General features: G+C 66.2%; 24 protein-coding genes, 1 tRNA gene, 1 pseudogene and 1 riboswitch. Of the genes and pseudogenes, 11 read left to right on the top strand and 15 right to left on the bottom strand.

Annotated elements, in window-relative coordinates; all coding sequences use genetic code 11:
- Window positions 1-15: 15 nt before the first annotated feature.
- Window positions 16-927 (bottom strand): helix-turn-helix domain-containing protein, encoded by a 912-nt coding sequence (locus HLH36_RS15815; RefSeq protein ID WP_182987295.1) that lies wholly within the window; start codon window positions 925-927, stop codon window positions 16-18.
- A 193-nt stretch (window positions 928-1,120) separates the two neighbouring features.
- Between HLH36_RS15815 and HLH36_RS15810 the strand changes: the two genes are divergently transcribed.
- Window positions 1,121-2,023 (top strand): DMT family transporter, encoded by a 903-nt coding sequence (locus tag HLH36_RS15810; RefSeq protein ID WP_182987294.1) that lies wholly within the window; start codon window positions 1,121-1,123, stop codon window positions 2,021-2,023.
- Between the two features lie 49 nt (window positions 2,024-2,072).
- Here the strand turns inward: HLH36_RS15810 and HLH36_RS15805 are convergent, their stop codons facing one another.
- The 5 genes from HLH36_RS15805 to HLH36_RS15785 form a co-directional block, all read right to left on the bottom strand.
- Window positions 2,073-2,672, bottom strand: a complete 600-nt coding sequence (locus HLH36_RS15805; protein WP_246376942.1) for an IMPACT family protein — start codon at window positions 2,670-2,672, stop codon at window positions 2,073-2,075.
- Window positions 2,669-4,072 carry a DNA repair protein RadA gene (gene radA / locus HLH36_RS15800; protein WP_182987293.1) on the bottom strand — a complete coding sequence of 468 codons (1,404 nt, stop codon included), beginning with the start codon at window positions 4,070-4,072 and terminating at the stop codon, window positions 2,669-2,671. The genes HLH36_RS15805 and radA overlap by 4 nt, the downstream gene beginning before the upstream one ends.
- 153 nt (window positions 4,073-4,225) lie before the next feature.
- Window positions 4,226-5,017: an ABC transporter ATP-binding protein gene (locus HLH36_RS15795; RefSeq protein ID WP_182987292.1), complete on the bottom strand. Its 792-nt coding sequence runs from the start codon at window positions 5,015-5,017 to the stop codon at window positions 4,226-4,228.
- On the bottom strand, window positions 5,014-5,799 hold the full coding sequence (locus tag HLH36_RS15790) for an MlaE family lipid ABC transporter permease subunit (protein WP_182966236.1): 786 nt from the start codon (window positions 5,797-5,799) through the stop codon (window positions 5,014-5,016). Before HLH36_RS15790 ends, HLH36_RS15795 begins: the two co-directional genes overlap by 4 nt.
- Before the next feature lie 274 nt (window positions 5,800-6,073).
- The gene (locus tag HLH36_RS15785) at window positions 6,074-7,324 is read right to left on the bottom strand and encodes a multidrug effflux MFS transporter (RefSeq protein ID WP_182987291.1); all 1,251 of its coding nucleotides are present in this window, start codon (window positions 7,322-7,324) and stop codon (window positions 6,074-6,076) included.
- A 198-nt stretch (window positions 7,325-7,522) separates the two neighbouring features.
- On the opposite strand from HLH36_RS15785, the gene HLH36_RS15780 reads away from it, so the two are divergent.
- From HLH36_RS15780 to HLH36_RS15765, 4 genes are all read left to right on the top strand, one after another.
- Window positions 7,523-7,765, top strand: coding sequence for a DUF3297 family protein (locus HLH36_RS15780; RefSeq protein WP_182966232.1), 243 nt, complete (start codon window positions 7,523-7,525; stop codon window positions 7,763-7,765).
- 101 nt (window positions 7,766-7,866) lie between these two features.
- Window positions 7,867-9,123: an NAD(P)/FAD-dependent oxidoreductase gene (locus tag HLH36_RS15775; RefSeq protein ID WP_182987290.1), complete on the top strand. Its 1,257-nt coding sequence runs from the start codon at window positions 7,867-7,869 to the stop codon at window positions 9,121-9,123.
- Window positions 9,123-9,524, top strand: coding sequence for a nucleotidyltransferase substrate binding protein (locus tag HLH36_RS15770; protein ID WP_182987289.1), 402 nt, complete (start codon window positions 9,123-9,125; stop codon window positions 9,522-9,524). The genes HLH36_RS15775 and HLH36_RS15770 overlap by 1 nt, the downstream gene beginning before the upstream one ends.
- The gene (locus HLH36_RS15765; protein WP_338030475.1) at window positions 9,521-9,841 is read left to right on the top strand and encodes a nucleotidyltransferase family protein; all 321 of its coding nucleotides are present in this window, start codon (window positions 9,521-9,523) and stop codon (window positions 9,839-9,841) included. Before HLH36_RS15770 ends, HLH36_RS15765 begins: the two co-directional genes overlap by 4 nt.
- Before the next feature lie 13 nt (window positions 9,842-9,854).
- Here the strand turns inward: HLH36_RS15765 and HLH36_RS15760 are convergent, their stop codons facing one another.
- The 7 genes from HLH36_RS15760 to HLH36_RS15730 all read right to left on the bottom strand — a co-directional run bounded on the left by HLH36_RS15760 (window position 9,855) and on the right by HLH36_RS15730 (window position 17,757).
- Window positions 9,855-12,449: an MMPL family transporter gene (locus tag HLH36_RS15760; protein ID WP_182987288.1), complete on the bottom strand. Its 2,595-nt coding sequence runs from the start codon at window positions 12,447-12,449 to the stop codon at window positions 9,855-9,857.
- Between the two features lie 229 nt (window positions 12,450-12,678).
- A complete protein-coding gene (locus HLH36_RS15755; protein WP_182987287.1) occupies window positions 12,679-13,683 on the bottom strand; it encodes a lysylphosphatidylglycerol synthase domain-containing protein in 1,005 nt (334 codons plus the stop codon).
- A gap of 68 nt (window positions 13,684-13,751) precedes the next feature.
- On the bottom strand, window positions 13,752-14,234 hold the full coding sequence (ribH, locus tag HLH36_RS15750) for a 6,7-dimethyl-8-ribityllumazine synthase (RefSeq protein ID WP_182966215.1): 483 nt from the start codon (window positions 14,232-14,234) through the stop codon (window positions 13,752-13,754).
- 10 nt (window positions 14,235-14,244) lie between these two features.
- On the bottom strand, window positions 14,245-15,495 hold the full coding sequence (gene ribB / locus HLH36_RS15745) for a 3,4-dihydroxy-2-butanone-4-phosphate synthase (protein ID WP_408871909.1): 1,251 nt from the start codon (window positions 15,493-15,495) through the stop codon (window positions 14,245-14,247).
- A complete protein-coding gene (locus HLH36_RS15740) occupies window positions 15,492-16,112 on the bottom strand; it encodes a riboflavin synthase (RefSeq protein ID WP_182987285.1) in 621 nt (206 codons plus the stop codon). Before HLH36_RS15740 ends, ribB begins: the two co-directional genes overlap by 4 nt.
- Complete coding sequence (gene ribD, locus HLH36_RS15735; RefSeq protein ID WP_182987284.1) at window positions 16,094-17,206, bottom strand: bifunctional diaminohydroxyphosphoribosylaminopyrimidine deaminase/5-amino-6-(5-phosphoribosylamino)uracil reductase RibD; 1,113 nt, start codon at window positions 17,204-17,206, stop codon at window positions 16,094-16,096. The genes HLH36_RS15740 and ribD overlap by 19 nt, the downstream gene beginning before the upstream one ends.
- Window positions 17,207-17,289: 83 nt before the next feature.
- Window positions 17,290-17,456, bottom strand: a riboswitch (FMN riboswitch).
- A 94-nt stretch (window positions 17,457-17,550) separates the two neighbouring features.
- Complete coding sequence (locus HLH36_RS15730) at window positions 17,551-17,757, bottom strand: entericidin A/B family lipoprotein (RefSeq protein ID WP_246376939.1); 207 nt, start codon at window positions 17,755-17,757, stop codon at window positions 17,551-17,553.
- 162 nt (window positions 17,758-17,919) lie between these two features.
- Here HLH36_RS15730 and HLH36_RS15725 point away from each other — a divergent pair.
- Together HLH36_RS15725 and HLH36_RS15720 are read left to right on the top strand one after the other, a co-directional pair.
- A pseudogene (locus HLH36_RS15725) lies at window positions 17,920-18,428 on the top strand (serine hydrolase); the annotation flags it as partial.
- Window positions 18,429-18,533: 105 nt separating this feature from the next.
- Entirely contained in the window at window positions 18,534-19,028 is a 495-nt protein-coding gene (locus tag HLH36_RS15720) for a PaaI family thioesterase (protein WP_182987283.1), read from the top strand.
- 13 nt (window positions 19,029-19,041) lie between these two features.
- On the opposite strand, the gene HLH36_RS15715 is transcribed toward HLH36_RS15720, so the two are convergent.
- On the bottom strand, window positions 19,042-19,929 hold the full coding sequence (locus HLH36_RS15715) for a S1/P1 nuclease (RefSeq protein ID WP_182987282.1): 888 nt from the start codon (window positions 19,927-19,929) through the stop codon (window positions 19,042-19,044).
- 211 nt (window positions 19,930-20,140) lie between these two features.
- Between HLH36_RS15715 and HLH36_RS15710 the strand changes: the two genes are divergently transcribed.
- The 4 genes from HLH36_RS15710 (at window position 20,141) to HLH36_RS15695 (ending at window position 21,855) form a co-directional block, all read left to right on the top strand.
- Window positions 20,141-20,217: transfer RNA gene (locus tag HLH36_RS15710), tRNA-Arg, on the top strand.
- A gap of 113 nt (window positions 20,218-20,330) precedes the next feature.
- The gene (locus HLH36_RS15705; protein WP_182987281.1) at window positions 20,331-20,678 is read left to right on the top strand and encodes a DUF3147 family protein; all 348 of its coding nucleotides are present in this window, start codon (window positions 20,331-20,333) and stop codon (window positions 20,676-20,678) included.
- Between the two features lie 598 nt (window positions 20,679-21,276).
- Window positions 21,277-21,462, top strand: coding sequence for a hypothetical protein (locus HLH36_RS15700; protein ID WP_182987280.1), 186 nt, complete (start codon window positions 21,277-21,279; stop codon window positions 21,460-21,462).
- A gap of 30 nt (window positions 21,463-21,492) precedes the next feature.
- Complete coding sequence (locus HLH36_RS15695) at window positions 21,493-21,855, top strand: response regulator (protein ID WP_182987279.1); 363 nt, start codon at window positions 21,493-21,495, stop codon at window positions 21,853-21,855.
- Between the two features lie 41 nt (window positions 21,856-21,896).
- Here the strand turns inward: HLH36_RS15695 and HLH36_RS15690 are convergent, their stop codons facing one another.
- Window positions 21,897-22,322 carry a LysE family translocator gene (locus HLH36_RS15690; protein WP_182987278.1) on the bottom strand — a complete coding sequence of 142 codons (426 nt, stop codon included), beginning with the start codon at window positions 22,320-22,322 and terminating at the stop codon, window positions 21,897-21,899.
- Between the last annotated feature and the right edge of the window lie 2 nt (window positions 22,323-22,324).

Raw genomic sequence — 22,324 nt, 5'->3', positions numbered from 1 at the left:
CGCGCTCCGGCACGATCACCTTGGGGCGTCCTCGGCGGGTTCCGGCCGCAGGCCGCAATGGCGCAGGTAATCGCTGGGCGTCAGCCCGGTCACGGCGCGGAAACGGGCCGTCAGGTGGCTGTGGCTGCTGAATCCGCATAATTCGGCGATCCGCGCCAGCGGTGCGCCTTGGCGCAACAGATGTTGGGCGCGTTCGATACGCAGGCGGGTCAGGAAATGATGCGGCGTTTCGCCATGCGTCTGGCGGAAGCCCCGCGCGAAGTGAAAGCTGCTGAGTCCTGCCGCGTCCGCCAGATCGTCCAGGCAGAGCGGCTGGTCCATCCGCGCATCGATCAGGGCCCGGACCCGGCGGGACGCCGCCTGCGACAGCCCGCCCCGGCGCGGCATGTCCGGCCTGCGGTCGGTCATGTGCGCCAGCAGATAGGTCATCAGGTCCGTCCCGGCCTGTGTGACCGCCACCCTGTCCGCAGGCTGGGTCCAATGGCGTGACAGGATCGTCGCGCGCACCCGCGCCTCGATCCTGGCATCGCGGAAATAGGCGTCGTCACGCAGCGTGACGCGGGCGGGGTCCATGCCGAACAGTTCGACCGTCGCGCGATCGAAGGCCTGCGGGGCGATATAGAGATGGAACATCCGGATCGGCCCGGATACATCCCAGTCGCTGGTCGAGCGCGCGGGCATCAGGCACAGGTCGCCCGCGCCGTTGCTGCATTTCCAGCTATTGCCCAGACGTTTCCGAAACCCTTCGCCATGTTCCAGATACAGGCTCAGCGTATGGTGGTTGGGCGTGTCGTACCGGGTCTGGGCGACCTCGTCGCGATCCCAGACCGCGACGGCCAGTCCCTGGCCGACATGGGCCGCCGAACGCAGGATCGCGCCGGTCGCATGCAGGGTGCGGACAATCGTCAGGTCGGCCAGGGCGGTCATGATGGATGGGCAGGCAGGGTTGTGGCGGAAGGTGAGCGGAGCGGACGGTCGGAGCCGCCTTCCCGACAATAGACCGCGATCGGCGCCCGCGCGCCATGCCGGGATGCAGGAAAGCGCAGGATTCTGACAGTCGCCCCCACGCGGCGAGGGTGGCGGCCCGATAGAATGCCCTTTTTCGGGGAGAGGGAACCGCATGCTGGGCTTGCTGTTTTTATGTGTCGTGGTGATCTGGGGTACGACCTGGTTCGCCATCCATGTGCAGGTCGGCGTTACCGTCCCGGGGACGGCGATCTTCTGGCGGTTCCTCATCGCTTCGGCGGCGATGGGCGCGTGGCTCTTCCTGTCCGGCCGGCTGCGCCCGGTCGCATGGCGGACGCATCTGTGGCTGGCCCCGATGGGGGCGTGCATGTTTTCATGCAATTTCCTGGCGATCTACGCGTCCGAGACATATCTGGCCAGTGGCACCGTTTCGGTGATCTTCAGTGTGGCAACCCTGTTCAACACCTTGAACCAGTGGCTGTTCTTCCGCCTGCGTCCCAGCGCCCGCAGCCTTGCTGGCGGCTGTATCGCCATCGGCGGCGTCGCATGCCTGACCGGGCTGGGCGGCGTGGGCGGCATTTCGCAAACCGGCGCGGCCCTGGCGCTGACAGGGACCTTCCTGTTCTCCTGCGGCAATATCCTGTCGCGCCGTGTGGCGATGGCGGGGGTGGACCTGCCCAATGCGGTCTTTCGCGGCATGCTCTGGGGGTGCGTGGTTCTGGGGCTTTCCCAGGTCATCCGCGGGGAATCGCTGGCCGGCTCGACCGAGCCGGCCTGGATCGCGGCCCTGCTCTATCTCGCCCTGCCCGGATCGGTCGTCGCCTTCCTGGCCTATCTGCATCTGGTCCACCGCATCGGCGCCGATCGCGCGGCCTACACCACCATCCTGTCTCCCGTCGTGGCCCTGCTGATCTCGATCCTGTTCGAAGGCACGCAGTGGACATCGGGCATGACGCTGGGGGTTGGGCTGGTCCTGCTGGGCAATCTCGTGACCTTTGCCCGGATGGACCCGGAGAACTTTCGTTCTTTTTTGCAAAAAAGAACCAAAAAACTCTGATTCGTTCGGCAGTTTTGTGCCGGGGACACGCAATGGCCCAAAACGGCCTTCACTCCACCGCCCGCGGAACCGACTGCCCCCGCGTCAGATCGGCAATCCGGGCGATTGCATTGTCCCTTTCCCCTTCGGGCACCGCAATCACCAGCCTGGCGCCCTCCGCGTCGAACGCCTCTTCCTCCACCACCGCATCCAGCGATGGCAGGCGCGCCTGCAAAAGTGCCAGATCGCTGAAGCCGCAATGAAAGACCAGGCGTGTGCGCCGCACGATCGGCACGCGCGGCGCCAGGCGCAGGCATTCCGCCGCCGTGCCGCCATAGGCGCGGACCAGCCCGCCCGCACCCAGCTTGATGCCGCCGAACCAGCGCGTGACCACCACGATGGTGTTGTCGAAACCCTGCCCGTCGATCACCTGCAGGATCGGCCGGCCGGCCGTGCCGCCGGGCTCGCCATCATCGTCGCTGCGATAATCCTGCCCGATACGATAGGCCCAGCAATTATGGGTGGCATCCAGGTCCGACACGGCGCGGACAAAGGCCAGGGCTTCGGCCGGTGTCGTGACCGGCGCGGCCTGCGCCAGGAACAGGCTCTTGCGTACGTCCCGTTCCAGGCGGGCAGGTTCGGCCAGCATCACCAGGCCGTCGGCGCTCATGCTTCCTCGCCGTCCGTGCCGCCAAACAGGGCCACCAGATCGCCCAGATGGCCGATTTCATTCAGGTGCAGCCCTTCGGGTGCGACCAGCCGCGTATTGCCGCGCGCGATGCGTCGGGGCAGGAAGGCGGCATCGAATCCCAGCTTCTGTGCTTCCTTCAGCCGCGCATCGACCTGCGCCACCTGCCGGATTTCGCCCGACAGCCCGATCTCGCCGAAATAGACGGCGCCGGCATGGGTCGGCTTGCCGGTGGCGGCCGAAACCAGCGCCGCCGCCACGGCCAGATCGGCCGCCGGTTCCAGCACGCGCAGGCCGCCCGCGATGTTCAGATGCACGTCCATGCCGTGCAGCTTCATCCCGCACCGCGCTTCCAGCACCGCCAGCAGCATGTTCAGGCGCGACGTATCCCAACCCACCACCGCGCGGCGCGGCGCGGAATCGCCCGATTTGGGCGACAGCAGGGCCTGCACCTCCAGCAGCACCGGCCGCGTGCCCTCGATCCCGGCAAACACCGCCGACCCCGCGATATTCCCCCGCCGTTCGGCCAGGAACAGCGCGGAAGGGTTCGGCACCTCGACCAGCCCCTGGTCGGTCATGGCGAAGACGCCGATCTCGTCCGTCGCGCCGAACCGGTTCTTCGCCGCGCGCAGAATGCGGAACTGGTGGCCCCGATCGCCCTCGAAATACATCACCGCGTCGACCATGTGCTCCAGCACGCGCGGGCCGGCCAGGGCGCCTTCCTTGGTCACATGCCCGACCAGGATCAGGCTGAATCCCCGCTGCTTGGCCAGCCGGATCAGCTCGAACGCGGTGGCGCGCACCTGGCTGACCGTGCCGGGCGCGCTCTCGACCGATTCCAGCCACATGGTCTGGATCGAATCGATGACGACCAGCGCCACGTCGGGTTCGCTTTCCAGCGTGCCGGCAATGTCGGTCACGTTGATCGCGGCGGCAATCTCCAGCCCCGGCGCATCCAGCCCCAGCCGGCGCGCGCGCAGGCGGATCTGGTCTACCGCTTCTTCGCCCGAAATATATTTTACCCGCCGGCCGGCGGCCGCCAGCGCACAGGCCGCCTGCAACAGCAGGGTCGATTTGCCGATCCCCGGATCACCGCCCACCAGCACGACCGAGGCCGGCACCAGCCCCCCGCCCAGCACGCGGTCCAGCTCGGCCATGCGCGTGCCGATGCGCGGCGGCGGCTCGGCAGTGCCGGCCAGGCTGACGAACGCCACCTTGGTCCCACGGGCGCGACGCGGCGCGGCACCCCCGGTGGCGGCAGGCTCCACCGCTTCCTCGACAATGCTGTTCCACGCGCCGCAGCTTTCGCACCGCCCGGCCCATTTGGGAAAGACGGCGCCGCAGGACTGGCAGACATAATGGGCGGAAGGACGGCGGGCCACGGTGACTCCGGAAGGAAGGAAAGTCTGTTCTTTTTTGCAAAAAAGAACCAAAAAAACTCTGATTCGTTCAGCAGCCTCGTGCTGGGGACATACGATGTCCCTGAACGGATAAAAGTCTTTTTGCTTCTTTTTCTTCAGAAAAAGAAGAACGCTTCACCGCCGCAGCTCCATGCTGATCGGCCCTTCACGCCGCCCATGGGTAAACTGGTCCACCATGGGGTTGCCGCTGTTCAGCAGCGACGCCGCCGGCCCCTGCCAGATCAGCTTGCCCTTGTAGAGCATGGCCGCCTGGTCGCCGATGCGCTGGGCGGATGCCATGTCGTGCGTGATCGCGATCGCGGTCGATCCCAGCTTGCGCACGCAATCGACGATCAGCCCGTCGATCACAGCACCCATGATTGGGTCCAGCCCGGTGGTCGGCTCGTCGAAGAACAGGATATCGGGCTGGCCGGCAATGGCCCGGGCCAGGCCCACGCGCTTCTGCATACCGCCCGAGAGTTCGGCCGGCGACAGTGCGCCGACCGACGGGTCCAGCCCCACCTGTTCCAGCACCCGGCCGGCGGTGGCGCGGGCCTCGGCGCGGCTGGGGCGCCTGCCATGCCGCCGGCCGGCCGCCAGCAGGCCGAAGGCGACATTCTCCCAGACGCTGAGACTGTCGAACAGCGCCCCGTTCTGGAACAGCATGCCGATCGTCTCGATCACTTCCTCGCGCCGCCGGGGCGGCAGCGTCAGCACGTCCACGCCGTCGATCTCGATCGTGCCGGCATCGGCCGGGATCAGGCCCAGGATGCAGCGCAGCAGGACCGACTTGCCGCTGCCCGACCCGCCGATGATCACCATCGAGGTCCCGGGCATGACGTCGAGGTCGATCCCGTCGAGAACGATCTTGGGCCCGAATGCCTTGCACAGGCCGCGAATGCGGATCTTGGGCGTGGATTGGGTCATTGCGAGAAGAACACGTCGGTCAGGAGGTAATCGGATGCCAGCAGCAGGATCGACGCCGCCACGACGGCGGCGGTGGTGGCCGACCCAACGCCCTGCGCGCCGCCACGGCTGGTATAGCCATGATAGCAGCCCATCAGCGTGATCAGGAAGCCGAACACCGCCGCCTTGGCCAGCCCCACGGTGACATCGATCGTCTTCACCGCCGCGAATGTCGCGGCAATATAGGCCGGCGCCGAGAAATCGAGCTTGACGACCGAGACGATGAAACCGCCCATCACACCCAGCATGTCCGCCACCAGCACCAGGCAGGGCAGGGCGATCGTGCCGGCCAGCAGCCGGGGCGTGACCAGATATTTCATCGGGTTGGTCGACAGGGTCGTCAGGGCATCGATCTGGTCGGTCACGCGCATGGTGCCGATTTCGGCGGCCATCGCCGCCCCCACCCGTCCGGCCACCATCAGCCCGGCCATCACCGGTCCCAGTTCACGGGTAACGGCCAGCACGACGATGCCGGCGATCGCGCCCTGGGCATGATACTGGGCGAAGCCGGTATAGGATTGCAGCGCGATCACCCCGCCCGAAAACAGCGCCGTCAGCGCCACCACCGGCAGCGAGAAGAAGCCGATCTCGATCAGCGCGCCAAAGAAGATCCGCCAGTAGAAGGGCGGTCGGACCAGATGCGACAGGGCCGTCAGGCCGAACAGGGTCAGGGCGCCGGCGGTCCGGACCAGGTTCAAGGCGGCACGCCCCAGCGCCGCGATGAAATCGAGCACGGCGTTCACGCGTGGCGCAACCGGCCGGCCGGCCGGACAACATGGGCGGATCGATCCATCATGTCTTCTGCCGTAGCGCGGCAGGGCCGGCGCGTCAAAGGAAGGGCAGAGCAAGCACCGCCAAAAAAAACGGCGCACCGAAGCGCGCCGCCGTAGTTTAGGGAGGAAACGTCCATGAAGCGCGTACCAGTACTGCTTCGACTCTATCTCATGATCGTGAGGACGGCCCGAGTCAAGGAAATTGTGCAATGCAATATATCGCTCTCCGCTTCAAATGCGCCGGTCACTCCGCGGCGGCGGCGTGCCGCTGGTGCCACAGCATGCAGGCCAGCATGCCGGCAATGCCTCCCGCCATCGTGACGGCCACCGGCACGGTGCTGCCCAGCGGCAGATAGCCCAACAGCACCCCGCTCAGCGATCCGATGGTGAATTGCAGGGTGCCCAGCAGCGCCGAGGCGCTGCCGGCATGGTGGCCATGCCGGGTAAAGGCCAGCACCGTGGCATTCGGGTTGACGAAGCCCAGCGAGCCGGTGATCAGCCCGATCATGGCGCAGACCAGAAACGGGTGGCGCGGTCCGGTAAGGCCGGCAATGGACAGGATCAGGAACAGCCCCCCCGACAGCGTGATCGCCACCACACCGCGCTGCATCAGCATATGCGGCGCGATCCGGTGGACCAGCCGGCCGTTGATCTGGGCGCCGGCGATGAACAGCGCGGCATTCATGCCGAAGAACAGGCCGAATTGCTGCGGGGTGAAGGACAGGATCTGTTCGAACAGGATCGGCGCGCTGGCCAGGTAGGCAAACATCACAAAGGCCGAGAACCCCAGCAGCAGCGCCGCCGAGAGGAACATCGGCTCCCGCGCGATGCCCACATAGCGCCACAGCACGGTCGTGACCGACAGCGCGATGCGCCGCTCGCGGGGCAATGTGTCCGGCAGGGTCCAGGCAATGGCCACCACGCCCAGCACGCCATAGAGGGTCGCGAACCAGAAGATCCAGCGCCAGTGGCCGACCGACAGTACCAGGCTGCCCAGGCTGGGCGCCAGGATCGGCATCAGGCCGAACACCAGGGTCAGTTGGGCCATGATCCGCGCCCCCTGGGCGCCGGTCGCGATATCGCGCACGATCGCGCGCGGCACCACGACGCCGGCCGATCCGCCCAGCGCCGCCAGAAAGCGCCAGATGCAGAACATGTGATAATCCGCCGACAGCGCGCAGCCGGCCGAGGCGATGCTGAACAGCGTCAGTCCGCCCAGCAGCGGCACGCGCCGCCCCAGCCGGTCCGACAGCGGCCCCTGCGAGAACTGCCCGATCGCCAACCCCGCGAACCACGCCGCCAGCGTGATCTGCGCCGATCCGGGCCCACCGCCCAGTTCGCTGTCCACCGCCGGAAAGGCCGGCAGGTACATGTCGGTCGCCAGCGGTCCGATCGCCGTCACCAACCCCAGCAGGATCACCAGCCACGCGGGCAGCGAACCGACGGGAATGCGATGGCGATAGGCAAGGGTGGAGGAGGAACTGGAAAACGACATGGGGAATGCGCCGTGAACCCGAATGGCAAGGGGACCGTATGTCACGGTTTCCGCGCCGCATGTCCATTGCATTCGGCACACGTGACGCCGCGCAGAGACATGGCAGACACGCGCCGGCGGTTGGATTGGCGGCCGCGACCCGCTATGTCACCTCCGCTGTCTCAGCGCCTGTAAACCACTCCGCATGAGGTCCCTCCGATGAGTGATACGCCCCCCGATCGCCTGTCCGCCAATACCGAAAGCCCGTTCCACAATGCCGCCCTGCTGGAGCGCGGGATCGGCGTGCGCTTCAAGGGGGTCGAGAAAACGAATGTCGAGGAATATTGCATCAGCGAGGGCTGGGTGCGGCTGGCCGTCGGCCGGACGACGGACCGGCGCGGCAACCCGATGACGATCAAGCTCCAGGGCCCGGTCGAAGTCTGGTTCAAGGACAAGGAATGATCCTGCCAGCCGCCCGGCTGACCTCCGAAATTCGCCTACGCACGTCGCAGGCAAGAGACTAGGATCGGCCTCCGTACGGACACCAGCGTAAGGAGACATCCATGGCCCCGACCCAGACGGATATTCCGGACAGCGACCGCTTCACCGTCGTCATCGTCGGCGGCGGGGCGGCGGGCCTGACCGTCGCCGCGCGCCTGCGCCGTGCGCGGCCCAACCTGTCGGTCGCGGTCATCGACCCCGCCACCACCCATGCCTACCAGCCCGGATGGACATTGGTGGGGGCCGGCGTCATGGCCCTCAAGGACACGCTGCGGCAGGAAGGCGGGCTGATCCCCAAGGGGGTACGCTGGCTGCGGGCGGCCGTCGCCTCCTTCACTCCGGAAGAGAATATCGTCACCCTGACCGACGGCCGGCGTATCGGTTATCGCCGCCTGGTGGTCTGTCCCGGCCTGCAACTGGATTGGGGCAAGATCGACGGCCTGGTGGACACGCTGGGCCGCAACGGCGTGTGCAGCAATTATTCGCGCGACACGGTCGAATATACCTGGGCCTGCATCCAGTCGCTCAAGGGCGGGACGGCGCTGTTCACCCAGCCTCCCATGCCCATCAAATGCGCCGGCGCACCGCAGAAGATCGCCTATCTGGCCTCCGACCACTGGCGGCGCGAGGGCGTGCTGAGCCGCATGAAGGTGGAATTCGATGTGGCGGGCGATGCGCTGTTCGGCGTGAAATATTTCGTGCCGTCGCTGCAGGATGCCATCGATTATTACGGCATCGACCTGCATCTCAAGCATAATCTGGTGGCGGTCGACGGGCCGAAGCGCGTGGCAACCTTCGCCGTCACCGCACCCGACGGCAGCAGCAGCATGGTCACGCGCAGCTTCGACATGCTGCATGTCACCCCGCCGCAGAGCGCGCCGGATTTCATCAAGTCCAGCCCGTTGGTCAACGAAGCCGGCTGGCTGGATGTCGATGCCACCACCCTGCGTCATGTCCGTTTCGACACCGTGTTCGGCCTGGGCGACGTCATCGGCACCAGCAACGCCAAGACGGCCGCCGCCGCCCGCGCCCAGGCGCCGGTGGTGGTCGAGAACCTGCTGGCCTCGCTCGACGGCCGCCCGCTGGCGGGGGCGTATGACGGCTATGGCGCCTGCCCGCTGACCGTGTCCTACGGGCGGGTGGTGCTGGCGGAATTCCTCTATGGCGGCGTGCCGGCCCCCAGCTTCCATTACGACCAGCGCAAGCCCAGCCGCTTCGCCTGGTTCCTCAAGACCAAACTGTTCCCGCAGCTTTACTGGAACATGATGCTGACCGGCCGTGACGTGCAACTGCCGCACAAGCCGGTCAAGGACGCCTGATGCTGTATCTGTTCCCCCTGGAACGCGCGCTCGCCCGCCTGAACGAAGGCTGGGTGCGGCATGTCGCGCATCCAGATGACGAGCAGTTGCGGGACGGCCTGATTCAGCGTTTCGAATTCACCTATGAATTGAGCCACAAGGCGCTGAAGCGGTTCCTGGAAGAAAACGCAGCCTCGCCCGAGGAATATGACCGGATGGGTTTTCCGGACCTGATCCGTTCCGCCAACGAGGCAGGCCTCCTCAAGAGCTCCTGGGCGGAATGGAGCGTGTTCCGCAAGATGCGGAACCTGACCAGCCACACTTACAACGAGGCGTCTGCAAAGCAGGTCGTGGCGATCATTCCGACTTTCAGCGAGGAGGTGGGATTCCTTCTGGCCATGCTGAAGGACCGCGCGCCGTGACGGTGGAACCCGTCATGTCGGCGGCCGAGCGGGCCGTGGTCATGCGGATATTGGACGAGATCGTGCCCGAACGGGAGGTGCGGGCTTTCGGGTCGCGCGTGACCGGAAAGGCCAAGCCCTATTCCGATCTCGATCTGGCGGTCATGGGCGACGAACCGTTGCCCATGGCAACGCGCGCCAGGCTGGAGGAAGCGTTTACCGACTCGATCCTGCCTTGGAAGGTCGATGTGCTGGACTGGGCATCGACCGACGAAGGCTTCCGGGGAATCGTCGAAAGGGAATGTGTGGTCCTGAAGGAGAAGAATCCCAGGCCGTAGGGCGGCGTCCCGTCTACCGCTCGTCGATTGCCCGCTTCGGCAGCAGCGCCGGCACGAAGATCAGCGTGGCCAGCAGGGTGCAGGCCAGCGACAGCAGCAGCAGCCTGCCCATGCTGGCGGTGCCCGGATGGTGCGACGCCGCCAGCGAGCCGAAGGCGGTGCTGGTGGTCAGGGCCGAGAACAGCACCGCCCGCGCCGTGGGGCTGGACAGCGGCGCGCGCACCCCCGCCCGCCAGTTCATGACGAAATAGATGTTGAACGACACACCCACGCCCAGCAGCAACGGCAGGGCGATGATGTTCGCGAAATTGAGCTGTTCCGGCACCATGATGATCAGGATCACCGTCATCAGTGCCGACAGCAGCAGCGGCGCCAGCACCAGGGCCATGTCCAGCACGCGGCGCAGCGCCACCAGCAGGATCACCGCGATCATGCCGATAGCCGACAGCGCGGCGAAGACGAAGGCCCGGACCATGGTGGCGGCGCTCTCCACCACGTCCACCGCCGGGCCGCCGGCATCGGGCGCGACGCTGGTGATTTGGGTGACGTAGCGGCGCAGGTCGGCATTGCTGTCCATGCCCGCCTTGGGATGCACCGAGACGATGGCGCGGCCGTCGGGCAGCAGATAGTCCTGCCGGATGGACGGCGGCACGTCATCCAGGGTCACGGCATGGGCCCCCAGCATCTGGCGCAACTGGTCGAGCTGCGCGGGCAGGAAGCGGACCAGCGCGGTGTTGGCCGCCATCAGTCGCTCGTCCGGCGCGTGCGACAGCCGATCCAGCGCCGACTGGATACGGCGCAGCGGGTCGTGCGGGTCCAGCCGGTCCAGCACGGCGCCCAGATCATGCGCCGCCTTGGCGGCCGAGGCGCGCAGGGCAGCGGCATCCGGCGCCGGGCGCGGGTTGGGCACCACCAACGTCGGCAGCAGGATCGACGCCGCATCCTGCACCATCGCCAGCTTGGGCGTCTGGTCGGCAGGGACCAGCGTGCCCAGCCACATCGCATCATCCACCATCGGCAGGCGCGACAGGCGGTCGGCCAGCGCCTGGGCCTGGTTCAGGTCGGGCACCAGAACCTCCGCGCCATAGGGCGAGGATTGCGGGTCCTTCATCAGCAGCTTCAGGGTCAGCATTCCTTCGGAATGCGGGTCCTTGGTATGCAACGGGTCGGCATCGAAGGTCAGTACCGGGATCAGGGCCGCCCCCAGCACCGCCAGAAAGGTGAAAACGCTGAGGATCTGGGTGCGATAGACGCGCACCGCGCGGTCCGCCGGCCGCGCGAAGGCAAAGCCCGCCACCTGCTGGTCGAGCGGCGGATGGAACAGCAGCAGCAGCGCCGGCAGCAGCGTGACGGTGCAGATAAAGGCGATCAGCATGCCGAAACCGGCGATCAGCCCCAGTTGCGCCACCCCGACAAAGGCGGTGGGCGTAAAGGCCAGGAAGCCGGCCATCGTCGCCATGGCGGCCACCAGGATCTGGTGGCCGGTTTCCTCGCCAGTATGTTCCAGCGCCGTCCGGATCGGTGGAATCTGGCCCGAGGGCAGGCGCTGGGCGCGGAATCGCACCGAGAACTGGATCGCGAAATCAACCGCGATACCCACGAACAGCACTGCGAAGGCCACCGAGATCAGGTTCAGCGTCCCGACCGCCAGGGCGGCGAAACCGGTCGTCAGGATCAGCCCCACGACCAGCGTCACGACGATGGGCACGATGATCCGCCAACTGCGCACCGCCAGGAACAGCCACAGCGTGACCAGTACCAGCGACCCCACAAGTCCCGCCACCATGCCCTGGGCAACGGTGGCGAATTCCTCGTCATTGATCTGCACATCGCCGGTGATATGGACCCGCGCATGGCCCGAGCGCACGAATTCCAGCCCGGCGATCGCCTGGCGCATCGCGTCGCTGGCCTCACCCCCCGGCTGGAACGATCCGTAATCCAGGCGCGGCCGGGTCACGACGAAGACATATTTGCCGGCCAGGTCGGCCAGGCTGCCGGCCAGCATCCGCTCCCACGACAAAGGCTGGGGGGTGCCGTCGGCGGCCTGTTCCAGCGTGTTGGCAAAGCCATTCAGCGCCGGCTGGAAACTCTTCAGGTCGGCCTGCCCCTGCGACACGCCCAGCGCGATCAGCGACAGCGCATCGAACAGGCCGCGCCCCGACGGGTCGGCCGCCAGCCCGCCCAGGAAGGGCTGCGCGGTCACGGTCGTATCCAGCACCGAAGCCAGGCTCTTCTGGTCCAGGAACAGCAGCCCGTTGCGCACCAGATAGGGGTCGTCCTGCGGGATCGTCACCGACAGGAAATGTTTGGTGTCATGGCGCAGCCGTGCGGCCAGTTCCCGCGCCGTAACCTGCGCCTCTTCCGGCAGGTCGGCGTCGATGACCGCCACCATCTGGTCCTGGTTCTGGGGAAACAGGCGCGCCAGCTCGTCCGACCGCTGTTTCCACGGCAGGGTGGACGAAAACATCGTCCCCGTATCGGTCGTGACCCCCAGCCGCTTCATGCTGCACAGAACCGCTCCCCCGGCCAGCAGCGCGAACAGCACCAGTGTGAGCACGGCATGGCGGGCACAGACCGCCACCAGGCGACCGATCGGAATGGACGGCATGATTCGTAATTCAGCCCTTGAGATGCGGACGGCGCGACTGCAACGAAGGCGATGCCACGCGATGGGGGATCGTTTGACCCATGATGACGGCCAGATGCAAGGCGCATGTTCGGCATGTCGCCTTGCCCGTCAACGCAGGTGAAGTCGTTTCGGAACGCGCCAGAGCCTCAGGGCAGAAGAAAAACAGCAGGTTAAGGCAAGATGTGGCCCCAGGGCCGCGCCAGGACCATCAATGGCCCGGCAGGCCGACGCCGTGGTCCAGCTTGCGGGCCGGCCCCTGCCAGTGGGTTTCCATCCACTGCCAGCCGGCCAGCGCCGGCAGGCCCCAGGCGATCTCGCGCAGCCGCTTGATCAGCGACAGTCCGATGGAAACCGCTGGCGGCAGGCCGCACAGGCTGCCGATCAGGATGAACCCTCCTTCGGACACGCCCAGGGCGCCCGGCACGGCAAAACCCACCGATTTGGCTGCCTGTCCCACGCTTTCAATCACGAAACCGTGGGCAAGCGAGCGATCCTGGCCCATGAAATGCAGGATCAGACACACCTCGACCGCCCCCAGCGACCAGGCGACAAGCTGGGCGAAACCCGCCCGCACCGCGTGGCCCGGCGCCGTGTACAGCCCCATGATCTCGCCATGCAGGCCGCGAATGCTCTCGACCCCCGTCCAGCCCAGATGGGCGGCAATGCGCACCAGCAGCCGCTCGACGACCGAAAGCGCGCCCAGGCACTGGCTGCCCAGGAACACCGCCCCCAGCAGCAGCGCGACGCCCGCGCTCTCCACCAGTTCGTCCGTCACCGACGACCGCTTGACCAGGCACAGCAGCAGCCCCAGCCCCAGCAGGGTAAAAATCACCTGGCTCAGCAGTTCGATCGTCAGGTCGCAGATCGTTGCCGCTGCCGCCCGGCGCAGGCCGGGCCCGCGCCGCGCCAGCAGCCGGGCAGAGATCACTTCGCCCCCCACCTGGGCCACCGGCAGCAGATTATTCACGCCCTCGCGCACGCAACGCAGTGCCACATAGTCCCGCAGCTTCAGGTGGGGTTCATCCCGCCCGGCGATGATCTGCCAGGATCGGGCGGAGAGCAGGACCTGAATGGCATGAAACATGATCGCGGCCAGGATTCCCCAGCCGCCGACCATGACCAGATGCAGGATGGCATGCACACCGAAGCGGGACAGCAGCCAGAGCGTGAGCGCCATGCCGAACAACCCGGCGGCCAATGTCACCAGCTTCATCCCGTGTCCCCGCGTTCCGGCCCTGCCAGACCCTGTGCCGGCCTCCACCGGCATGCGGGGATAGCGTATCAGCCCTTGATTTTGCGTATCAAGGCCAGACTTTCCACACAGGCCGCCGCAGCTTCACGCCCCTTGTTATGTTCGTCGTCGCGCGACCGCAGGAAGGCCTGCTCATCGGTGTAGGTGGTCAGCACGCCGAACGCCACCGGCACTTCGGTGGCCAGCGAGGCCTGCATCAGCCCCACCGCGGCACCCAGGCTGATGAATTCGAAATGGGCGGTATCGCCCTTGATCACGCAGCCCAGGCAGACCACCCCCTCGTACCGCCCGGTGCGGGCCAGGGTCTGGGCCAGCAGCGGCAGTTCATAGGCGCCGGGGGCATACAGCACATCCTCGTCCGCGACGGTGATGCCGTGCTCGCCCAGCCATTCCAGCGCACCGTCGCGCAGGCCGTGGGTCACCGTCTCGTTGAAACGGCTGACCACGATCGCCAGGCGCGGCGGCCGGGCGAAGGTAAGGTCGGGCGAGGTGGAAGGCTTGTTGGTGCTCATGGTCCGTTTCTTACTCCGCCGCTGCGTCGATCGCGGCAAAAAGCTGGTGCCCCATGCGGGTGCGCTTGGCATCCAGATAGGCGCGGTTGAAGGGGTTGGGCGCGATTTCCAGCGGCACGCGCTCGCGGACGGCAAAGCCGTGCTGCTCCATCGCCGTGACCTTGGCCGGGTTGTTGGTCATCAGGTCCAGCGTGCGTACCCCCAGCGCGCGCAGGATCGCCCCGGCCGCCGTCCAGTCGCGCGCATCGGCCTCGAAGCCCAGCCGGTGGTTGGCATCCACGGTGTCCAGCCCGCGATCCTGCAAGGCATAGGCGCGGATCTTGTTGGCCAGGCCGATGCCCCGCCCTTCATGCCCGCGCAGATACAGCAGCACCCCGCTTTCGGCCGCGCCGATGCGCGCCAGCGCGCCCTGCAACTGGGCGCCGCAATCGCAGCGCATCGAGCCCAGCGCGTCGCCGGTGACGCATTCGGAATGCAGCCGCACCAGCGGCACGGCGTCGCGCCGGCCGGGGTCGCCCTTCACCAGCGCGACATGCTCCGTCCCGTCAGCGGCACGAAAGGCATGGATCACCAGGTCTTCGCCGCCATAGATGCTGGGCAGCGCGGCCTGTGCCACCTTCTCGATCCGTGCTTCCGACGAGGCGATGGCAGCGGCCTCGCGCTCCCGCAGCCAGTCCACCAGTTCCGCGATCGACAGGATCGGCAGCTTGTGGCGTTCGGCATACGGGCGCAGGTCGGACATCCGCGCCATCGACCCGTCCTCGTTCATGATCTCGCAGATCACCGCGGCAGGGGCCCGGCCCGCCAGGCGCGCCAGTTCGATCGACGCCTCGGTGTGGCCGTTGCGTGCCAGCACCCCGCCGGGCACCGCGCGCAGCGGAAAGATATGGCCGGGCGAGACCAGGTCGGCCGGTCCGGCATCCGGCGCTACCGCCGCCTGGATGGTCCGGGCCCGGTCGGCGGCGGAAATGCCGGTATCCACGCCTTCGCGCGCCTCGATCGAGACCGTGAAGGCGGTCTCGCGCGGGCTGGTATTCACCCGCGTCATCATCGGCAGGCCAAGCCGCTCGACCAGTCCGGCCTCCAGCGGCAGGCAGACCAGCCCGCGCGCATGCGTGACCATGAAATTGATCGCGGCGGGCGTGACCAGATCGGCGGCCATCACCAGGTCGCCCTCGTTTTCCCGATCCTCGTCATCGACCAGGATCACCATGCCGCCCGCGCGGATCGCCTCGATCGCCGTCCGCAGCGTCGGGCTCATGACCGGTACTGACATAGGGTCTCCACATATTTTGCGATCACGTCCACCTCGACATTCACCGCGTCGCCGGGGGCAAGCGTGCCCAGGCTGGTATGGGTCCAGGTGTGGGGGATGATCATCAGGGCCACAGGGAACTCGTCCGGCCCGGCGCCCGCCGTGCCGGTCGCGCCGATCTCGTTCAGCGTCAGGCTGATGCCGTCCAGGGTGATCGATCCTTTTTCGACCAGATAGCGGCGCAGCGTCATGGGAATGGCAAAGACCACCCGCCGCGCCTCGCCGGCCATTTCGACCGACAGCAGGCGCCCGGTACCGTCCACATGCCCCTGCACGATATGGCCCGACAGCCGGGTGGCCGGGGTCACGGCACGTTCCAGGTTCACACGTCCGCCTTCGGCCAGTCGGCCCAGGCTGGTCCGCTCCAGCGTCTCGATACTGATGAAGAAGGACGCATTCCCCGCCGCGTCGAATGCGGTGACGGTCAGACATACGCCGTTGACCGCGATGCTCTCGCCCATCGACAGGTCGCCGATGCCGGTCGCGATCGCGACATGCAGCGCGCGGTCGCCACGCCGGGCCTGCGTGACGGTGCCCAGATGTTCTATGATGCCGGAAAACATGCTTCCCCTTCAGGCGCCGTCAGCGACGCCGCCAGTTCCGGGAACAGGCGCAGCGGCGTGTCCGTCCCCGTGCGAACGGCCACATCCAGCCGCTCGGTCCCATCCGGACCGACCCCGATGGTCAGCCAGTCGTCCCACAGCCCCGCCGCGCGCAGTGCTGCCAGCAGGCCGGGCCCGGCCTCGACCAGGGCCCACAGCACGCCTGCCGCGCCCAGCGTCTCGGGCAGCCGGGTGATGTCATCGCAGATCCGCACGTCGAATCCCCGTGCGGCCGCGCTCGCGCGCCAGTCCGCCGGCACCCGGCCGTTGCGGTCGCAGACCACCAGCAACCGGGGTGCGCGGCCCGCATGATCGGCCACCCGGCGCACATCCAGCCCCGGCCGGTCGGCCAGCACCGTGCCACCGCCGGTCACGATTGCGTCGGTCGCCCGCCGCAGCCGGTGGGCCAGCGTCAGCGCGGCATCCGATGTAAAGGTGGTCTGCCCGGCAGGCGGGATCATGGAGCCGGAGGCATCCACCGCCTGCTTGACCGTCAGCCACGCCTGCCCGGTGCGTGACCAGTGGGCGAACGGCGCGATCAGCGCCCGGCATGCGGCGGCCGGTTCCGCATCCGGTTCCAGCACATGCACGGTACATCCCCCCGCACTCAGGCGGTCGATGCCACCGCCGGCGACACGCGGATTGGGGTCGGCCACGCCCACCCACACGGTGCGGATCGGCGAAGCCAGAATGGCTTCCGAACACGGGCCGGTGCGGCCGGTATGGTTGCAGGGTTCCAGCGTCACCACCGCGATGGCGGCACGCGCCATCAGCCCCTGTTCGGCACATTGGCGCAGGGCCAGGGCTTCGGCATGCGCCATGCCCGCGCGATGGTGGGCGGCGACGGTCAGGATGTCGCCATGCCGGTCGAGGATGGCGCAGCCGACGGGGGGATTGGGGGCGGTAGCACCCACGAAGCGCGCGGCCTCGTCGAGCGCGGCACGAAATGCGCGCGCGATCAGCGGCGATGCAACAGGGCTGGGCAGGGCGGCAGGCACGGCCCGGCCGGACGGGGCATGCCCCGCTCCATCAGACTCCGCATTGACCGCAGACATAGCCAAAACCAATGGTCCCATCCAGCGGACGGACCCGGGGCACACCAGCCCGACGACACGCCACGAATGGCGCGCCTTGCGGACATCGTTCTCTCTCATCCGGACTATGACCGTCGGCTCCGGAATCACACCGGATCTGCTGTCCCCGCCCGGCCACAGGGCCAGACGGGCGCTCGCGGGCTCATGCGCGGCACGATGGCCGGGCGCAATTACCGCCGGTGGGGATTTTCACCCCGCCCCGAGAACGTCAGTTCAGCCGGTTACGGGAACCGGCACATCGACAGTATTGGGCAAGGGCCCGCAGGAATGCAAGAGGCATGCCCTTGGGCGCCTGCACCCGACGGTTATCGTTCCGACGCGCCGGTCGAGCGGGTTATCGCTTTCTGCGATGCATTGGCCCCCCGCGACACGTCATGGCCGACCGAACTGACATCCTGCCCGGCACCGCGCATCGTATTGCAGGCCGACAGTCCGGCCGACAGGCCCAGCATGGCGACGACCAGCAGGGCGGTACGGGTCATGCCGGAAGCGGAGAAATGTGGCTGGTCCATGGAAGCCTCCTTCATGGATTGATATTACTCAGGAAACCCAGGTGACGGCCGAGAGTTCCCGATCTCTCTCCGGCCCGGCCGCAACTCCCTGGCGGACGATGCTGGCCGTGGGCGGGCCAGACCCCGGGCGCCGTGTCATGGACACGCGCCCCGACCATTCTGCTGGTGGAGCACCTGTCACATCAGAGCCTCGTCCAGTATGAGCAGACCCGCATCCTCTCTCCGCTTGGGATGGCACACTCACGCTTCCTCCCGTCCCCCGACTGGTACCCCACCATTGCCCCTACCCAGTTCGTCGAACATGGCGCGATGCTGCGCGGCATCGTCCATGATCCCACGGCCCTGCTGGACCGCCGTGCTGTCTGCCTCACCGCCTTCCCTCTGAAACCCTGTTACTGATGACCACGCCGCAGCAACCGCCCGGCAAGGATGATTTGCGGGAACTGGGCTGGGATATCCGCACGCACTATTCCTCGCCTCGGGACGATGTGTTTCCCGTAGGTTCGTTCGGTCATACCCGCTTCACAGGTACCCCGCTATGGATGGATCCCGACAGCGGCAGTTTCGTGCTGATCCTCACCAACCGGGTGCATCCGTCGGGTGGTCACAGCATCGTGCGCCTGTGTCACGATGTTGCGACCGAGGTCGCCTGCGCCCTGCTGGCGCACTGACAGCAGATCGCCCGACACCATATCCCGGTTCTACCGGCATCCCTCTCGATGGAGAATTCCGATGGCTTCTTTCACCATCACCCCGCTCATTCTGGCAGGACGCGCATGACGATTCCTCCTGATCCGACCGGTGATACCCTGCCGCCACCTCCCGGCTTCGTTCCCCTGCCAGACTCCCTGGCCAGTGGTTTCAATGTCGCAAGTGGTGGTTTTCTGGTCGCTCAGGAAGCGGGTGCGCTGATTGGCGGTTTTCGTGTGACCGCTGCGTGCTGCAATCGGGCAGGTTTCTGTCATGGCGGTCGGCTGGCGACCGTGTGCGATATCTTCCTGGCGCTGGCGGTCGTCTTTCGGGAGGATCTGCGCGACGATTTCCTGCCCACCGTATCGCTGACGATGGATTTCATGGCGCCGGTCGCCCGTGGGGCCTGGGCAGAATTGCAGGCGGATACGCTGCGCATCACCCGCAGCCTGGTCTTCGCGCAGGGGCTGGTGACAGTGGATGGCATCCCGGCCGCGCGTGCCAGTGCCGTCTATCATCGCACGCCGCCCGCCCGCGACAGCGCGAATTCCATGGGCGCGATCCTGCGCGCCCTTCTGTAATGGGACGCCGCCTTTAGTGGGCGGCGGTGACCGTTGTGGGATCGAACGCACGATTGAGCAGCAGGGCCAGGCGGACTCCCGCTTTCTTCAACTGTTCCGTGACGACGCCGCGCGCCATGGCGTCATATCCCGGCGGCAGGGCCATAGGGGCGGCGTCTTGCTGGCATCCTGAGGGTGAGCCGAGGCTGTATGCGTCAGCGCGGGCCAGTTCGAAGCTCTCCAGGACCCATGCCTTCGGATCGCCCTGTTCCCATTCCTGTTTCTGGCCGGTAGTGATTTCGTGGAACAACTGCTCGGCCAGGTGCTGCGCATTCGGATCGACTTCGGACACCGCCACGGTGTCCCAGTAGCTGTGCAGGTTGACGGTACGCGGGCCGCCCAGCGCCAGACGCACGCAATTGCCGCCTTTGTCGTGATTGTCGGCCGCATGCAGCGGCTGATGCATGTCCGCCACGAAATGAACGACATATTTCAGCGCCAGAGCGCGTTCGTCCGGGCTGGTCGCCGGATCGGCGAGTTCCTGTTCGAAGGCATCCAGACGGTCGATGACGCAGTCCTTTGCCGGCCCGGCGCTGGCGGGCACCGAGGAGGCGGGAAAACCGTGGCAGGCCGATGCCAGGTCGGGATGATCGATCTCGATATCGACGAAATGCCACTCCCCGGTTTCGGGATGTGTGCGACGCCAGACATCCGCCCAGACCGCCCGCCCCATCAGGTCGGGGCCGGTGAGGGTGTCATGGTCGCTGGCCAGGATCGTATCGACGGTGTGTCGGCTGGCGGGCGTCAGGTAATCCCAGGCCAGGGCCGCGATCACCTGATGGCCTTCGACGCCCCATGCGTCGGCTTTCTGCGGCACGGCCAGAAATCCCAGCAGCAGCGAAGCCGCCCCGATTACGCCCATGCCCGCGCACCTGCTGTTTCTCCACACCCGGTCGGCCATGCTTCCTCCTCGCCGCTTGCACCCGTCCGGTGTCCACCGCCGGAAGGTGGTGGTACTCTGCCATGCCCGCTCGCCCTCTGGAACCGCATCCGGCTCTTGTCATGGAGATGAAAAAAATCGCTCAAAGGGGGTTGTCGTGTCCCGATCTCTCGGTTAAACAGCGCCCCACGACGCACCCGTAGCTCAATTGGATAGAGCACCAGACTACGAATCTGGGGGTTAGAGGTTCGAGTCCTTTCGGGTGCGCCATTCTCCTAAAAAATCAGATGCCTAATTCCCGGTATTCAAGAGGTGGATGCTTGCGGGCTCCGCCGGTCTTATGCTCGGGAAGGGTGCGTGAGGCGGGAGAAGGGCGAGATCCGATGTTCTTCGTGCTCAAGGCGGCATTGTCCGGCATCATCGTTGCCGTGGTTTCGACCGTAGCGCGACGGTATCCTGGCTTCGGCGCCCTGATCGCGTCACTCCCGCTGATTTCGATATTGGGTATGCTCTGGCTCTGGCAGGAGACCCGGGACCCGGTGCGGATGGAGGCCCATGTCGGTGCCACCTTCTGGTATGTCATTCCGTCGTTGCCGATGTTTCTGCTGATTCCGTGGATGATGCGGCATGGCATCCCTTTCTACGGTGCGCTGGCAGTGGGATGCGGTGTTACAATATTGCTCTACGGACTGAGCGTGTGGTGCGCGGGGCGAATGAGTATAGGCCTGTAAGAACGAAATGCTGCGCTGATTTCTTGTCTTTACTGAAAAAGGAAAAAAATCGCGAACCGCCCGAAATTTTTATTCTTTAAAAAAGAATATAATCATGCCAGGATAACCTTATCCGGCATCGTGTATATTCATGATATTCTCTATAGATATCCTGGATATTGGAAGAATCGGCATGATCTGTCGCCGAGCTTGTGTTAGGAAATAGTGACGGAATAGGGCGTCCTGAAAAGAAAATGTGTGCCATAATGAAACGAGCCGCGGTCGTTGCCATGGTCGCATTTGCGCTGTCGGATTGCGCGCATTCCGCTGCTCGGCACAATGACCCTCGTGCTGCCCTCTTTCGTCATGTGGATGGCGACTCCTCCGTGGACGGGTCTGCCGGCATGGCTGACGATGGCAAGATGCATGGTCAGGTCACGTTGGGCGTGGCGTCAGCATCGGGAGAAACATCGCGGGGGCGGTGGAGTTGCGATGGGTATGAGGGAGGATGCCGGATGGCGGGCAACAGGGGCCCTGGTCTATCGGGATGGCGAACGGATGGACACGCGGCGGGCTTGACCTGCCGGCCACCCTTCGGAGCGCAACCGCGAAGCACCTCATGACGGAGAGTGGTGGCGATCTGCTGGCATTCTCCGAGCCCACGATCCTGGGCCCGCCGGTCCGGCCGCCCGAACGGTCGGGGTTCGGCAGCCTGCTGATCGACCGTGCCGTGAGCCATGACCTCAAGGGAACGGCGACCCGCCATTGTGGAACGTCTGCTCGCCGACGTTCTTTTTTCTGCTGAAAAGCGAATGAAGAATTGGGGCCCGCGACCTTGAAAGACCAGAGCATCCTTGTCCTGGAAGATGAATTCATCATCGCGATGGAGCTGGAAGACGTGCTGGGGGCGGAGCATGGGGCCCGTGTCCACATTGCGTCGACGCTTCAGGATGCCTTCGATATCCTGAACAATTACGCGGTCGATCTGGCCATTCTCGATGTCAATATCGATGGGGAGAGTTCCCTGCCCGTCGCGCGGGCCTTGTCCGAAGGCGGGATTCCGTTCCTGTTCGCCACCGGCTACGGATCGGCGTCATCGGTGATCGAAGCGTTTCCGGGTGTTTCGGTCCTTGCGAAACCCTACACGATGTCCAGCGTTGTCGCTGCCCTGGATAAAATGATGCGTCGCGGTGGCTGACGGGAAATCGTGGCGGCAGGAAGACCTGGCGGTCCGTTCTTTCAGTGCCTGTCGGTCAGGGCCAGCTTGAGGCCGAAGCCCATGAAGATGCAGCCGGTCAGGCGATCGAGCCGCCGGACGACGGCGGCGGGCGACAGTCTGCGGGTCGCCTCGGTGGCGTCCCCCGAAAAAACCGTGCGCGGACGCAGAAGCATGCCGATACCGAGATAGAACAGGTAGGCGGCGCCGGCCCATTTCACGATATTGAAGGCGAGCGTCGAAGCCGCGAGCAGCGCCGTCAGCCCGAATGCCGCGCTGACGCCCCAGACCAGCAGGCCGCCCGTGATCCCCAGCGATGCGCCCAGCCCGCTTTTTGCCCCCGATATGGTCGAGGTGCGCAGGACGGTTGCCGTGTCCAGGCCGGGTGACATCGTGAAAACGGCCGCCGATACCGTAAAGGCGGCCAGGGACATGGTGATGGTCTGCATGG

It is taken from the genome of Gluconacetobacter aggeris, assembly GCF_014174395.1.
GTDB lineage: Bacteria > Pseudomonadota > Alphaproteobacteria > Acetobacterales > Acetobacteraceae > Gluconacetobacter > Gluconacetobacter aggeris.
This window is presented reverse-complemented; position numbering and strand designations above follow the sequence as displayed.

What these genes read in the sequence shown, in the direction of transcription:
- HLH36_RS15795 (WP_182987292.1), bottom strand. Translation starts at nt 5,017, where the DNA reads ATGACCCAATCCACGCCCAAGATCCGCATTCGCGGCCTGTGCAAGGCA.
- HLH36_RS15780 (WP_182966232.1), top strand. Translation starts at nt 7,523, where the DNA reads ATGAGTGATACGCCCCCCGATCGCCTGTCCGCCAATACCGAAAGCCCG.
- HLH36_RS15785 (WP_182987291.1), bottom strand. Translation starts at nt 7,324, where the DNA reads ATGTCGTTTTCCAGTTCCTCCTCCACCCTTGCCTATCGCCATCGCATT.
- ribH (WP_182966215.1), bottom strand. Translation starts at nt 14,234, where the DNA reads ATGAGCACCAACAAGCCTTCCACCTCGCCCGACCTTACCTTCGCCCGG.
- HLH36_RS15815 (WP_182987295.1), bottom strand. Translation starts at nt 927, where the DNA reads ATGACCGCCCTGGCCGACCTGACGATTGTCCGCACCCTGCATGCGACC.
- HLH36_RS15705 (WP_182987281.1), top strand. Translation starts at nt 20,331, where the DNA reads ATGTTCTTCGTGCTCAAGGCGGCATTGTCCGGCATCATCGTTGCCGTG.
- HLH36_RS15805 (WP_246376942.1), bottom strand. Translation starts at nt 2,672, where the DNA reads ATGAGCGCCGACGGCCTGGTGATGCTGGCCGAACCTGCCCGCCTGGAA.
- HLH36_RS15775 (WP_182987290.1), top strand. Translation starts at nt 7,867, where the DNA reads ATGGCCCCGACCCAGACGGATATTCCGGACAGCGACCGCTTCACCGTC.
- HLH36_RS15755 (WP_182987287.1), bottom strand. Translation starts at nt 13,683, where the DNA reads ATGAAGCTGGTGACATTGGCCGCCGGGTTGTTCGGCATGGCGCTCACG.
- HLH36_RS15760 (WP_182987288.1), bottom strand. Translation starts at nt 12,449, where the DNA reads ATGCCGTCCATTCCGATCGGTCGCCTGGTGGCGGTCTGTGCCCGCCAT.
- ribB (WP_408871909.1), bottom strand. Translation starts at nt 15,495, where the DNA reads ATGAGCCCGACGCTGCGGACGGCGATCGAGGCGATCCGCGCGGGCGGC.
- HLH36_RS15690 (WP_182987278.1), bottom strand. Translation starts at nt 22,322, where the DNA reads ATGCAGACCATCACCATGTCCCTGGCCGCCTTTACGGTATCGGCGGCC.
- HLH36_RS15770 (WP_182987289.1), top strand. Translation starts at nt 9,123, where the DNA reads ATGCTGTATCTGTTCCCCCTGGAACGCGCGCTCGCCCGCCTGAACGAA.
- HLH36_RS15740 (WP_182987285.1), bottom strand. Translation starts at nt 16,112, where the DNA reads ATGTTTTCCGGCATCATAGAACATCTGGGCACCGTCACGCAGGCCCGG.
- HLH36_RS15720 (WP_182987283.1), top strand. Translation starts at nt 18,534, where the DNA reads ATGACGATTCCTCCTGATCCGACCGGTGATACCCTGCCGCCACCTCCC.
- HLH36_RS15810 (WP_182987294.1), top strand. Translation starts at nt 1,121, where the DNA reads ATGCTGGGCTTGCTGTTTTTATGTGTCGTGGTGATCTGGGGTACGACC.
- ribD (WP_182987284.1), bottom strand. Translation starts at nt 17,206, where the DNA reads ATGTCTGCGGTCAATGCGGAGTCTGATGGAGCGGGGCATGCCCCGTCC.
- HLH36_RS15730 (WP_246376939.1), bottom strand. Translation starts at nt 17,757, where the DNA reads ATGGACCAGCCACATTTCTCCGCTTCCGGCATGACCCGTACCGCCCTG.
- HLH36_RS15715 (WP_182987282.1), bottom strand. Translation starts at nt 19,929, where the DNA reads ATGGGCGTAATCGGGGCGGCTTCGCTGCTGCTGGGATTTCTGGCCGTG.
- HLH36_RS15700 (WP_182987280.1), top strand. Translation starts at nt 21,277, where the DNA reads ATGACGGAGAGTGGTGGCGATCTGCTGGCATTCTCCGAGCCCACGATC.